Source organism: Psychrobacter sp. TB15, from assembly GCF_000511655.1.
GTDB classification, from domain to species: domain Bacteria; phylum Pseudomonadota; class Gammaproteobacteria; order Pseudomonadales; family Moraxellaceae; genus Psychrobacter; species Psychrobacter submarinus.
Genome location: NZ_AYXN01000031.1, coordinates 126865 through 140156, shown reverse-complemented (window position 1 = coordinate 140156; position 13292 = coordinate 126865). Strand labels below are relative to the sequence as shown.

The following is a 13292-nucleotide window of genomic DNA, read 5'->3' as shown; positions in this document are numbered from 1 at the left end:
CTCATAAGAATAAGAGCTCAAGTATAGCAAAGGATGAGGTCGCCTTGCTAGCTGAGCGCTTAGAGTTTTTCGTGCCGAAAGTTACGGAGATGATGACGCTTTGGCAATGGCTACAGTATATCTTGGCTTGGGCGCTGTTTGTTACTATTGTTGGTCGGCATGAGCTGGCGACAGGGCCGCAGTTTTTAGTGGCTTATCTGGCTAAGTGTATTCAGTATATTTTAGCCATTATACCGACTTTATATTTAGTAGATTATTTACGTCCAATATTCAAAAGGATCAATCCTATTAGAGTCAGTCTCTATATAGTGCTGATGTTCATGCTGGCGTCTACTTTAGCTATGCTATTGGTCATTTTAGTGTTGATTAATGTCGGCTGGCTGGCGTACGAGCGTCAGGCGCTAGGGCTAGAGCTGCTATTTAATATGATGTTTACCGGCGGTTTTACTTTAGTATTTTTGCTTTATTTTATGCGTCGTCATCGTGAGCTGATAGCGCTGAAGCAATCCTTTGAATACAAGCTTAGCGCCCAAAACGACTTAATAAAGGCGCGTCTATCTCCGCATTTCTTCTTTAATACGATTAACAGTTTGCTATCGCTTATAGAGTCTAACCCGCCTTATGCAGCTAGGCTACTTGAGCATGTCTCAGCGCTGTTTCGAGCCAGTTTCAATGGCGTACGCGAGATTAGTTTTGAGGAAGAGGTGGCGCTTTGTAAGCACTACGTGACGATTGAGTCTTATCGCTTGGCAGATAAATTAGTTGTTAATTGGCAGCTGCCCGATGACGAAGTGATGGGCGATATGGTCATCACTGCGCTTACCTTACAAAGCATTATCGAAAAAATACTTATCAATGTGGTAGAGATGACCACGGAGACGATATATATAGATATAGCTGTCGTCTGGCAAGATCACCGCGTTATTATCACTGTCAGCGTACAGCTTCCGAGTAAAACCTTGATGATCGTACATGATCTACGTCAGCACGTTAATTTTCGGATGCAAGCTGAACGCTTACAACTCTATTTTGGTCCCAGCTCAAGCATTAAAAGTACGGTCACTAACACCCAGATTGTGACGATTATCGATTATCCTTTGCAAGATGCAGGCTTGTAATGTAGGACTGCTTATTCCGTGTATTTGCTGCATGACTGGCTGTTAATACTCAAAAAAGCATAAGTAATACCTGCAATATGGTACGTTTATTGCACTGTATTTATTGTCTTAGATCTATTACAGAATGAAGTACATACCCAAGAAAAATAGTCATCTCCCTAAATTGTCAGTGTCCTAAATGATAACCACGGTAAAAACGAAAGCTATAACATAAGAAGTATAAAATAGTCACTATAGATATAAAAAGTGGCTGGCGATAGTCAAGATGACGATTTTGAACCAACCGACTGAGTAAAGAGTAGAAGAGGTGTTTTATGCGGATAGTAGTTTGTGACGATGAGCCACTCGCACGCGAGCGTTTGGTCAGGATTGTCAAACAATCAGGCCATGAAGTTGTGGCGCAAGTAGGCACTGGAGCTGAAGCGGTTGACGCTGTAAAACTCCATCAGCCTGAGCTCATACTGCTCGATATACGTATGCCTGAGATGGATGGCGTACGCTGCGCGCAAATACTTGGCGAGCTTGAACATCCGCCAGCGATTATCTTTGTCACCGCTTACGATCATTATGCTATTGCCGCTTTTAAGGCCAATGCTATTGGCTACTTGTTAAAGCCTGCCAATAAAGATGAGCTGATTGACGCTTTGAGTAAGGCCAGCAATTTAAATGCCGCGCAGCTCGATGGCATTCGTAAGCTTGAAGATCCAATGTCGCGTCCGCCACGTGAGCACATCGCAGCTCGTACCCACCGCGGGGTTGAGCTAATTAACATCAGCGATATCTACTATTTTACGGCAGATCAAAAATACGTCAAAGTCCGTCACACTAATGGGATAGTGCTGATTGACGAGACGTTGAAAGAGCTAGAAGAAGAGTTCGATGAGCGCTTATTTCGTGTCCACCGTAATGCCATTATTAATTTAGATTTTTTGGGCTTCTTAGAAACAATAGAAGACGGTCGTTATCAAGTGCGCTTTAAAGGAACAGATGAGACGCTAGCCGTGAGCCGTCGCCATCTGCCCGCGTTACGCGAAAAAATCCAAAGTATGTAGATATTAAGGGTGTTAAACACGCCTTAATTAACCGACCATATCATCAGACCTCTATTTATGCTTAAATAGGGGTATTTTTTTGCGCTAAAGTCATTTTATTCTGATATATCTCTTTATATTTATCATTCCGAGGCTATCTATGAGCAATACTCAGTCATCTCCTTTGTCTACTTTGAACATCGCAACTCGTCAAAGCCCTTTAGCCTTATGGCAAGCTGAGCATATTCGCGATCGATTATCGGCCTTATATCCTGATTTGACCATCAACCTGCTCAAAATTGTCACTAAGGGTGACAAAATTTTGGACACTCCTTTAGCAAAAATCGGCGGTAAGGGCTTATTTGTCAAAGAGCTTGAGCAGGCGCTTTATGAAAAACAGGCAGATATCGCTGTGCATTCGCTCAAAGACGTACCGATGCAGCTCCCTGAAGGTCTAACACTTGGGGTATATTGCAAGCGCGCCTCGCCAACCGATGCTTTTGTGTCTAATACGTATAATAATATCGATGAGCTACCACAAGGCGCTGTGGTCGGCACAGCAAGTCTACGTCGCCAATGCCAGATCAAAGCCTATCGCCCAGACTTACAGGTTAAGACTTTGCGCGGCAACGTAGGAACGAGACTCGGTAAGCTCGACGCTGGAGAGTATGATGCGATTATCCTTGCCACTAGTGGCTTGCAGCGTATTGAGCTGGACGAGCGTATCCGTAGCGAGCTGGATATCGATACATGCCTGCCGGCAGTGGGCCAAGGCGCTTTGGCTATCGAATGCCGTGAGGACGATCAAGAGGTAATGGCACTACTAGCTCCGCTCAATGATGATATGGCGCGTATTCGCCTAATCGCTGAGCGCGCGCTGAACCGTCACTTGCAAGGCGGTTGTCAGGTACCCATTGCCGCCTACGCGATATTGCAAATGGCAGATGCTGCCGATATCAGTAGTAATCTTAATGATGATAATGGCGACACCTTATGGCTGCGCGGACGCGTTGGTGAAGAAGATGGCAGTAGACTGTTAAAAGCGGAAAAGCGCATAACGCTGAGCGGCACACAAGCACAAAAAGAGCAGCAAGCCAATCAGCTAGGTATTGATGTTGCTGAGCAACTACTAGCAAAAGGTGCTGGCGCTATTTTGGATGCTATTTATAACCCTTAAGCATATAATTTAAGTCGCAATTAGCAATTAGCAATAATTAGTATAGGCCCTGCCAGCTGCGCATCATAATACTCGTGCTTTAATAATGATGCCGCTATTGTATTGGCGATTGACCATAGCGGCATTTGTCTGTGTCATTTAATGTCTCATTCAAGGTTTAACTCGGTGCCCACCTCAATGTCTCGTAACCTCTCACCAGTAGTGATTAATACCCGTCCCATAGAACGCGCCGCTCCTTTGACCAAGCACTTGCAAGATGTCGGCTTTGCAGTGGTCGAGATGCCCATGCTGAGGTTGCAGACGCGCGCGGTCGTCGTTACCGATATCGACATCATGCGGCGCTGGCTTGCCGGTGATTATCAAGCGTTAGTGGTGGTCAGTCCTACCGCCGCGCAGTCCGGTTTGGCCGTCTGGCAAGCGCTGATTGATGAGCAGCAAGTGCAGCCAATCGAGCCAATAACAGCGAAGCGCGCTCACTATGAGCCGCCAAGCGCTATCATTGCTGTTGGTGACGCCACCGCTGAGGTTTTACAAGCGGCGACTCAGCCAGTACTACAGCCGTTAATAGCGAATAATGAAGGCATGCTAGCGATGCCAGAGATTGAACGGTTGCAAGCAGGCGATAAATTACTGGTTTGGCGCGGGCTTGGCGGGCGCAGGCTTTTGGTCGATACGTTGCAGGCGCGCGGGGTTGAGATCGAGAGCATCGCATGGTATGAGCGCATGATGCCAGACTCGGCGGCGAGTGATTATGCAACATGGTTAGCAAGCTATCTTAATCAACAAGACCAAGCTAGCACATCGCAACCTAAGCCTATTGTGATTATCAGCAGTGGCACCGCGTTTGAGCATTGGGTCAGTGTCGTGCAGCAAGCACAAACAAGACATACAGGCGCTCTTAGGTTAGACGACTTTCGTTATGTGGTGCTAGGCGTACGCTTAGCGGACATGGTGGCCGCGCAGCAGCTTATGTATATTCAGGTCGAGGATTTATCTCCTGAAACGATTTCGATGGCAATCAATACGCCCTAATAGTTATCTTCTTTTAAATAATGGTGCTTGTTATGTCAACTGAGCCTAAACCGTCATCTGAGTCGCCTTTAGTCATTCAGCAGCGCCGGCAAGCGAATATATTATTACTGCGCTTGCAGTGGTTGTTTATTGTACTTTTAGCACTAGCGCTGGTTTGGCTTTACGTCAGTCAGCAGCGCTTTGAGAGCCAAATTAAAGAGCGCCTGAATAATAATGAGCAAGTAGTCACTCGTCTCAATGAGATGGATGACCGTCTGTTCGCCATTAGCCAGCAGACCGCGCCAGCTCCTAAAGCGCCGCTCACCAGTCAAGCGCAGAATCAGTTAGACTTATTGCGTATTCAGATGCAAGCGGCAGATAGTTTGCTTGCAGATAATAACTATAGCGCGGCGATTGATTTATTAACTGGGTTACAGTGGCAACTGTCACAAGCAAACAATGAGATCGCCCCGGCGCTCAATATCGTCATTAAGCAAAGCCTCAGTGATGACATCGAGCGTCTGCAAGCGCGGAGTGCTCAGCCTAGCCCGTGGCAATTACAGAGCTTAGCTATTCAAGATATCCAGACCTTTTTGCATCGCTATGAAAAGTCTGTTGATAGTCGCTCAGTCACCAAAAGTAATGAGCAGTCCAGTCACACTTTACCGTCTAAAAACACCAGTCTTAGCCGCCGCCAGTTGATCATTCACGAAGCGCTGATGACGCTTAACTTAGCCATACAAGCGAGCAATATGCGTGAGCCTGATCAGTTGACACGCTACTTGAGCCAAACGCGCGCTCAGCTACAGCCCTTAGTCGTCCCAACGCAGGCTAAAGACCACAGCGTCTCAAAAGGTGAGTCATCAACAGAGCAGAAAACGGCTAATCTCAGTGCTGCTAATGCTAACAGTGACAAATCAGCGGTAAAAACGCCGAGCAATATTAGCGAAGTCATTACTTGGTTGGATGAGTTAATAGCCAGTCCTCCTGAGTCTATGCCACTACTGACCACCCAAGTGCTAAATCAGCCTAAAAATAATCAATAACACAGAATTATGGATACTCTACTATGAGCCCTACTAGTCCTGAGCATACCAAAGTCAAACAGCAGAACCAGACGCATAGCAATGGGGAAGATGAGACGCCCGCTGCTTTACAGCACTATCCTGTCATTTACTCTCAGGTGGTGCAATGGGGCGAGATGGATGCCTTAAACCATCTCAACAACGTCGTTTATTATCGTTATGCTGAGTCGGCGCGCATTCATTATTTGCAAGCCTTAGATCTGTTCGAGAGCGGCGCTATGTTGCTGGCGCATTCAAGTTGCCAGTATCTGCGGCCAGTCACTTATCCTGACACGCTACTTATAGGTCTACGTTGTCAGCGTTTGGGTACTACCAGCATGATTATAGAATATAGCTATTATAGCCAGCAGCAGCAAGAGGTAGTAGCAGAGGCAGAAGCGGTCATCGTACGTTTAGATAATAATAGTGAGCACAAACTGCCTTGGACAGCTAAAGAGCGCTCGCGCCTGCTCGCTTTAGAAGCGCAATTTGATCATACCCCAGAGCATTAAAGCGCTTCTATCATTCTATCGACAAAAAAAGGCACGCTAACAGTAGCTAGCGTGCCTTTTTATTTTTAATTACAGCTTTGAATAAAATAATTTACTTATACAGCACTTTATTCTTTATTGGGAGCGCTGACAAAATCGACCACATTAAGATCAAAACCTGATAGCGCATAAAACTTCATGGGCGAAGATAGCAGACGCATATCACGTACGCCTAGATGGCGCAAGATTTGCGCGCCAACACCGATGCTACGATAGGGCTGCTGAGTGATCGTTGACAAGGACTCATTGCCTGCCGCTTTATCTAACGCATCGCCAAGATCGACAGGCTGATGACTGCCAATCCAAACCATGACTCCGCGCTCTGAAGCACTGATTTCCTCTAGTGCTGACTGTACGCTCCAGCCACTGCGACCCGTCGTATCGTTTTTGGCGGCAAATAAATCTCGCAGCGGATGAAAGCCGTGTACCCGTACAGTACTGACGCCAGCACTGACATCACCTTTGACTAAGGCTAAATGCGTCTCATCAGCGCCAAATTCGCGAAAGCGGTGCAAGGTAAAGCTGCCATGCTCCGTCTCAAATGGACGCGACTCTATCTCTTCTATCGTTTGCTCATTGGCGATACGGTAGTTAATAAGATCAGCAATCGTACCCATCTTAATATCATGCTCTTTGGCAAATACTTCTAAATCATCACGGCGAGCCATCGTCCCATCCGCATTAATAATCTCAACGATCACTGCAGCAGGTTCAAGCCCTGCTAGGCGTGCTAAGTCGCAGCCCGCTTCGGTATGCCCGGCGCGGTGGAGCACGCCGCCGTTTTGTGCCATGATAGGGAAGATGTGCCCAGGCTGGACAATATCTTCTGGTTTCGCTGCCGAAGACACCGCTGCTTGAATGGTACGCGCCCGGTCAGCCGCCGAAATACCTGTAGTCACCCCTTCAGCCGCTTCGATAGAGACGGTAAAGTTGGTACTGAACTTAGCCTCATTGCGATCTGACATCAGTGGTAGTGCCAATTGCTGGCAGCGCGCTTGTGATAAGGTAAGACAGACTAAGCCGCGAGCATGGGTAATCATAAAGTTAATATCTTCAGGGCGCACATGGGTGGCAGCCATAATGATATCGCCTTCATTTTCGCGGTCTTCGTCATCCATCAAGATGACCATCTTACCGGCGCGAATATCTTCAATTATCTCAGGAATAGTATTTAAACTCATAGGACTCTCTATATTTTTATTGGTTTGGGTGTCAAAAGATCGATGCGTCATTGTAACAGTGGAATTGTAACAGTAGATACGCTTACGTGCTGTACTACAGGTAATTATTCTCTTAAGCGCGTGTCAGTCGTTACTAGCAGCTTGGCTCTTTAGCCAATCCATAAACGTCTTACTGTGCTGCTCGCGCTGATTGTCAGCATACTCATAAAAGCGGGTGCCAATGAGGTTGTCAGGCAAGTAACTTTGCGCGTAGTAATGGTTGGGGTAGTTATGCGGATAAGTATAGCCGGCGCCGTAGCCCTCATTACGCATCAGTTTAGTCACGCCATTACGCAGATGCAGCGGTACAGGGGAGGCGTCCTTTTCCGCTAAGCGCATCGCTGCATTAATCGCTTTATAAGTGCTGTTACTCTTAGCGCTAGTGGCCAAATAGACCACCACTTGTCCTAAGATAATCCGCGCCTCAGGCATACCGATAGACTGCACACTACGCAAGGCTGCATCTGCGAGCAGCAGCGCATTTGGATTGGCATTACCGATATCTTCGCTCGCCAATATGACCAGCCGCCGCGCGATAAAATCAGCAGGCTCACCGCCGACTAGCATTCTAGCCATCCAATACAGCGCCGCGTCTGGATCCGAGCCGCGTACCGACTTGATCAGCGCTGAGATGATATCGTAATGCTGCTCACCATCTTTATCGTATCGCACCAATGCTGTCTGCGCCACGCGCCCGACAATCTCATCATCGATGATAATCGGGGTGTGCTTAGGATCAGCAGTCTGCACCGCCAACTCTAGTAAATTTAGCGCCTTTCTAGCGTCGCCGTGTGCCAGCTCACTAATAAAGCCTTGTGCTTGTAGCTCAATGTTTAAAGTTTTTAGCACCGTATCTTGAGTGAGTGCTCTTTGCAAGACAGCAGCGATTTGTTCATTATCCAGCGGTTCTAAGCGGTAGACTTGGCAGCGAGACAGCAAAGCATTATTGACACTAAAAGACGGGTTTTCAGTAGTTGCGCCAATTAAAGTAATATCACCTGCTTCCACTGCGCCAAGCAAAGCATCTTGCTGGGCTTTATTAAACCGATGAATCTCATCGATAAAAACCACCGGCGACTCAAAGCTGAGCGAGTCATTGTTATCGAGCACTTCGCGCAGTTGCTTAACGCCAGTGTTCAAAGCTGATAAAGCATGAAACGGTCGGCCTACCGCTTTTGCTAATAGCATCGCGATAGTGGTTTTACCAATGCCTGCTTCCCCGTGCAAGATAATAGAGGACAGATGGTTTTGTTCGACCAAACGTCGCAGCGGCGCGTCAGCGGCTAACAGATGCTCTTGGCCGATGATATCATCTAAAGTCGTAGGGCGCATACGCTGTGCTAAAGGCGTATCAGCATGAAAAGCAGAGGGCATAAAATTCCTAAGGCGTATTAAAAGTAATGCGCTATTAGGGCGTGTTGAACATTCACAAATGCGCACTGCTGATAGCTAAAATAGTTCTAGTCTAAGTGAAAATTGCAGGTAATGCTTATTGCATTGGTTAGCTGATTTTATTTAAACAGTCGCAACGACTAGGGCGATTTTAGCATCAGCCCTAACTACAACAACAGGGACAGGACTATTTTTTGCCGCTTTATTGATAAAAATAGACGCTTAGAACGACTAAACTTACCATTTTTATCTGCAAATCGCCTAAAAAATAGTCTCTGTCAGTGCCATGGTCGAATGTTTAACACGCCCTAAATAAAAAAGCACAATCTTAAAAAGGACTGTCCCCTTTGATATTAGGGCATATTCGCTATTCACAAGTGGATTGGTTTTAATATTTCTGTTTTAATAATTAAACGATGGTGATTTAGAGCCATTTTAATTTGAAACAGTGATCGCAAACTAGTATGACTGTCACTTGCTGCTGATGAGCAACGGCGCAAAACTCATTACTGTAGCGCGTTTGATTTTATAATCTTAGATTAATTAGCACTTAGAAAGTACAAGCAAACAAAGCCTCCAAAACTACCTTAAGGCGGTCTCAATAATGTCTCGCTATTCTCCCAAATCGTTATCGCGACTGTTGTCTAAACTAACAAGTCGGGATCGTTTTAATCAACAATCACGGCCTTTGACTGAAGGCGAGTGTGAGCTGGCACGCTCGGTTTTTGGCGACAGTCTGCACTTACAAGATGTGCGCTTGAAAACCGCTTGGTGGGTGCTAAAAAACTATGCAGTTAGTCCCAATGGTCATATTTATTTTCATCCTGATAATTGGCTTGATGACTTTAGCAAGGCTGCACTTGGCAAACAAAGTTGGCTGATTCATGAGCTCACTCACGTTTGGCAATGGCAACAAGGCCTAAAGGTTGTACGCGGAGCGCTGGTCAATCGGCGTTATGCTTATGAGCTAAAAGCGGGCAAATCCTTCTTTAGATATGGCATTGAGCAGCAAGCGCGCATGGTACAAGACTATTTTGTTCGTCGTAAGCTTGGGAAGGATTGCAACGACTTAGAGGAGTGCATACCTTTTTTGACCGCAGCGACTGAGCAAATAAAACCTAGCAAAGGTATTAATTAACATTAGCACTAATTGACAAAGATACTCATTAGCATTTTAACAATGGTATTTATTCAAAAAGATACTGACGACAGCTCGTTCACTATTTAATCTTCAGATTGTCAGCGATAGTCGCTATGATGAAAGCGACTCACTTTTCAATAAAACACTTTTTAATAAAGAATAAACACGCCCTAGGAGCAAGTGAGTCAAAGGTAGCCATTTATACTTTAATCTAGCTTTTATAGCGGCGCTCTTAACAAAGGATATGTTCTCTGATGCCTAACTTTCTGCTTGTTCGACCCAAAACCGATGCTGGCACTGACACTGATGCTGACGACCAGCAAATGCGCCATAAACGACCTACTAAATCTGCCGGCCGTCAATCGCCTCAAGTATTAGCGACTATGGTGCTAGCAGCATCGCTATTAGTGGGATGTCAGCCACAATCAGCAGTCGATGACAGTACGGCTAACGCAGAGGAGCAAGCGGCTACTGAAGAGATGAAGCCTGTACCTCAAAGTGATTCAGCGGCTGCCCATATCAAGCAGATGCAGCCAGTATATGTGGCGCAAATGCAGAGCTTACAGCGCCGGTTACAGGCAGAGTATGAGTCTTTGCAAGCGGCTGATATGACGACCAGTGAAGATGATCTGTTACTAAATAACGTGACTAATGATGACAATGAAGCGGCGGTGGATACCGCTGCTGGATCCAGTTCAGCCACAGCAAATAATAGCACTACTGATGCTGAGCTTTCAGCGAATGAATCTAACACCTTAACCGAGACCGTTGCCAATACTGACACTGATGTCGATACTGATATTAATATTGATACTGAGCTGGAACCAAATAGCAGCACTGATGCAGGTGAGCGCGATCTGAGCGTATTAAGACGCATTAGCGCTGAGCCGCGAAAAACGACAATCTTGACCGAAAAACAAATCATCGACAGCTATCAGCAAACCATCGATGCGCTTTATCAGCCGATATCACAGCCACTGAGTAGCGCCGAGGTCAATACCTTAATCAATATCGCCGCCTTGATACCACAGCTGTTTGAACATACAGAGCTTGCCGACAGGCTCAATGCCAAAAGTCCGGCATTAGCGCGTCTCATCGTCCAGCACCAAATTTGGGAGCAAATAGAAGCTCGGCAAGCCCGCTACATGCAAGAGATGAAAATCGCTCAGCAGCAAGAGTTTGAAGAGTTGATGACCAAGTTTAATGAAACTATTAAAGACTATGATGAGCAAATTGCGAAATACGAACAGACCTTAGAAGAGTTTCAGTAACTGCTTATAAAAACTAAGCATAAAATATCACCCATAAAAAATCCCGCCGATGAGCGGGATTTTTTATGGGTGATATTTTAGTACAGAAGGTTAGTAAGACAACTAAATCGTTGATTCTTATTTGCGGTCTTCAACCTTAACAAGATCACGATGCGTCTCACCGGTATAGAGCTGACGCGGACGACCGATTTTGAACGGTGCGCTATGCATCTCAATCCAGTGGCTGATCCAGCCTGAGGTACGCGCTAACGAGAAGATAACCGTAAACATAGACGTTGGAATACCAATAGCTTTTAGAATAATACCAGAGTAGAAGTCAACGTTTGGATAGAGGTTACGCTCGATGAAGAACGGATCTTCTAAAGCGATTCTTTCTAATTCCATAGCCAGCTCAAGCTTAGGATCGTCGATACCTAGAGCTTCTAATACTTCATCACAAGCTTTTTTCAGTACTTGCGCGCGTGGATCGAAGTTTTTGTAGACACGGTGACCAAAGCCCATCAGTTTTACTTCACGGCTTTTCACTTTTTCCATAAATGCTGGTACGTTTTCCACTGTGCCAATTTCATCTAGCATCTCAAGGACAGCTTCGTTCGCGCCGCCATGTGATGGACCCCATAGAGCGGCGATACCTGCAGCGATACAAGCATAAGGGTTTGCACCAGTAGAGCCGGCTAGACGTACAGTAGACGTCGAAGCGTTTTGCTCATGATCGGCATGCAAAGTAAAGATTTTGTCCATCGCATCAACGAGGATAGGATTGACTTTATAATCAACATCAGCAGGAGTAGCAAACATCATATATAAGAAGTTTTCTGCGTAGCTAAAGTCGTTACGCGGATACATGAACGGCTCGCCTTGTGAGTATTTATAGCTCATAGCCGCAAGAGTTGGCATTTTAGCGATTAAGCGGATGGCCGTGATTTCGCGATGATCTTCGTCGCTGATGTCGAGCTTGTCATGATAAAACGCAGATAACGCTCCAACAACACCGACCATAATCGCCATAGGATGCGCGTCACGGCGGAAGCCTTCAAAGAATTTACGTAGCTGATCATGGACGCCAGTATGCTTACGAATTTTCTCAAAGAAATCCTTTTTTTGTTCTGCGTTTGGTAGATCGCCATGAATCAGCGCATAAGCCACTTCTAGGTATTCAGCATGGTTTGCTAACTGATCGATAGGGTAGCCGCGGTATAACAGCTCGCCTTTACCACCATCGATAAAAGTAATTTTTGACTCAACAGGGGCAGTCACTTTAAAGCCAGGATCATAAGACCAAAAGCCTGAATCTTGTAGGGCAGCGATATCGATAACTGGACGACCTAAAGTACCCTGAATAATAGGAAGTTGGTATTCCTTACCTTCTGCGGTTAGTTTGGCTTCATTATTTGACTTAATGTTGTCAGCCATAATTTCCTCTCCATTGTTTTAGCGTATGAATGTAAAAGCGACGCTTGCTAGTGCGTCATACGGTGTAGTCGTAACGGCTTGTCGTTACTGGTTAAGTCATTACTGAGGAGCGGTACTTTGTATGCCGCTCACTTCATATGTAAGCTATATTAGCAGTAATTCAGGAAGAGGTGAAAATACTTTTCTCTCCAAACACGAGATTCATAGGCTTTAAAGGCAGCTAAAAGGGTGATAAGTTGTATCAAAATATGTCTGATGTGTAATTTAGCGTTAATTTCATCCGTTTTAACACTTTTACGAGGTATATGCTACTGAAACAAACTGATGAAGAGCACTATATATCTTAAGCACATATTGATGATGAGGGTACTGATAAATAATTACAAAGTAGCAAGACTATGCTGATAGCCTACTTTATATAAGAAGATATACAGCTGTGATATACCTTTATAAGTGTTGTAGACAGATTAAGAGAAAAATCTAGAAAAGTTGAACCAACACTCACTGAAGCTTAAGTTTTTGTAAAAACAACGACAAAAGTGACTATTTTGGGGATAAATTTGTAATTAGTCGCCAGTCATTTTATAATTGCGGTAATTTAACTGACATACGCTTTGTTAATTTAACGCAAACCTATCAGAAGCTGACAGCTAACAGGGTCGTTTTCTAATATCTTGTTACGATTGATAGGGTGTTTTGGCGATTAAAAAGCGTTTAAGACTTGAATGTTATTGTTATTTATTCTATTTTTAGAATGATGATCATGTAGTTATTCTTAATAAAGATAGCCGATGGCGTTATCTTTTTTTGTGTTTATGGTGGTTGACAGACACTAGCTAGAATAATGCAATCATCGCTTAGTAAGTATGTCATATCACCATGATGGCGTAACGTGCATTTAGC

General features: G+C 45.2%; 11 protein-coding genes. 8 read left to right on the top strand and 3 right to left on the bottom strand.

Annotated features, from left to right (window positions below):
• The first annotated feature begins 71 nt into the window (after nt 1-71).
• From W234_RS0107455 to W234_RS0107430, 6 genes are all read left to right on the top strand, one after another.
• Complete coding sequence (locus tag W234_RS0107455) at nt 72-1118, top strand: histidine kinase (RefSeq protein WP_227501909.1); 1047 nt, start codon at nt 72-74, stop codon at nt 1116-1118.
• A gap of 314 nt (nt 1119-1432) precedes the next feature.
• Nucleotides 1433-2170 (top strand): LytR/AlgR family response regulator transcription factor, encoded by a 738-nt coding sequence (locus W234_RS0107450; RefSeq protein WP_025646177.1) that lies wholly within the window; start codon nt 1433-1435, stop codon nt 2168-2170.
• Nucleotides 2171-2309: 139 nt separating this feature from the next.
• A complete protein-coding gene (hemC, locus tag W234_RS0107445) occupies nt 2310-3326 on the top strand; it encodes a hydroxymethylbilane synthase (RefSeq protein ID WP_025646176.1) in 1017 nt (338 codons plus the stop codon).
• A 165-nt stretch (nt 3327-3491) separates the two neighbouring features.
• Nucleotides 3492-4358 (top strand): uroporphyrinogen-III synthase, encoded by an 867-nt coding sequence (locus W234_RS14185; protein ID WP_227501910.1) that lies wholly within the window; start codon nt 3492-3494, stop codon nt 4356-4358.
• Nucleotides 4359-4390: 32 nt separating this feature from the next.
• Nucleotides 4391-5383, top strand: a complete 993-nt coding sequence (locus W234_RS0107435) for a hypothetical protein (RefSeq protein WP_025646172.1) — start codon at nt 4391-4393, stop codon at nt 5381-5383.
• A gap of 23 nt (nt 5384-5406) precedes the next feature.
• Nucleotides 5407-5913 carry an acyl-CoA thioesterase gene (locus W234_RS0107430; RefSeq protein WP_025646170.1) on the top strand — a complete coding sequence of 169 codons (507 nt, stop codon included), beginning with the start codon at nt 5407-5409 and terminating at the stop codon, nt 5911-5913.
• A gap of 107 nt (nt 5914-6020) precedes the next feature.
• On the opposite strand, the gene ribBA is transcribed toward W234_RS0107430, so the two are convergent.
• A complete protein-coding gene (ribBA, locus tag W234_RS0107425; protein ID WP_025646168.1) occupies nt 6021-7133 on the bottom strand; it encodes a bifunctional 3,4-dihydroxy-2-butanone-4-phosphate synthase/GTP cyclohydrolase II in 1113 nt (370 codons plus the stop codon).
• Between the two features lie 123 nt (nt 7134-7256).
• The gene (locus tag W234_RS0107420) at nt 7257-8546 is read right to left on the bottom strand and encodes a replication-associated recombination protein A (protein ID WP_025646166.1); all 1290 of its coding nucleotides are present in this window, start codon (nt 8544-8546) and stop codon (nt 7257-7259) included.
• Nucleotides 8547-9168: 622 nt separating this feature from the next.
• On the opposite strand from W234_RS0107420, the gene W234_RS0107415 reads away from it, so the two are divergent.
• A complete protein-coding gene (locus W234_RS0107415; protein ID WP_025646164.1) occupies nt 9169-9702 on the top strand; it encodes a hypothetical protein in 534 nt (177 codons plus the stop codon).
• A gap of 257 nt (nt 9703-9959) precedes the next feature.
• Nucleotides 9960-10976, top strand: coding sequence for a hypothetical protein (locus W234_RS0107410; RefSeq protein ID WP_025646162.1), 1017 nt, complete (start codon nt 9960-9962; stop codon nt 10974-10976).
• A 117-nt stretch (nt 10977-11093) separates the two neighbouring features.
• On the opposite strand, the gene gltA is transcribed toward W234_RS0107410, so the two are convergent.
• Nucleotides 11094-12389 (bottom strand): citrate synthase, encoded by a 1296-nt coding sequence (gene gltA, locus W234_RS0107405; protein ID WP_025646160.1) that lies wholly within the window; start codon nt 12387-12389, stop codon nt 11094-11096.
• Nucleotides 12390-13292 lie beyond the last annotated feature (903 nt).

Coding starts and splice junctions, on each gene's coding strand:
- W234_RS0107420 (WP_025646166.1), bottom strand. CDS start 8,546: ATGCCCTCTGCTTTTCATGCTGATACGCCTTTAGCACAGCGTATGCGC.
- W234_RS0107415 (WP_025646164.1), top strand. CDS start 9,169: ATGTCTCGCTATTCTCCCAAATCGTTATCGCGACTGTTGTCTAAACTA.
- ribBA (WP_025646168.1), bottom strand. CDS start 7,133: ATGAGTTTAAATACTATTCCTGAGATAATTGAAGATATTCGCGCCGGT.
- gltA (WP_025646160.1), bottom strand. CDS start 12,389: ATGGCTGACAACATTAAGTCAAATAATGAAGCCAAACTAACCGCAGAA.
- hemC (WP_025646176.1), top strand. CDS start 2,310: ATGAGCAATACTCAGTCATCTCCTTTGTCTACTTTGAACATCGCAACT.
- W234_RS0107435 (WP_025646172.1), top strand. CDS start 4,391: ATGTCAACTGAGCCTAAACCGTCATCTGAGTCGCCTTTAGTCATTCAG.
- W234_RS0107450 (WP_025646177.1), top strand. CDS start 1,433: ATGCGGATAGTAGTTTGTGACGATGAGCCACTCGCACGCGAGCGTTTG.
- W234_RS0107410 (WP_025646162.1), top strand. CDS start 9,960: ATGCCTAACTTTCTGCTTGTTCGACCCAAAACCGATGCTGGCACTGAC.
- W234_RS0107430 (WP_025646170.1), top strand. CDS start 5,407: ATGAGCCCTACTAGTCCTGAGCATACCAAAGTCAAACAGCAGAACCAG.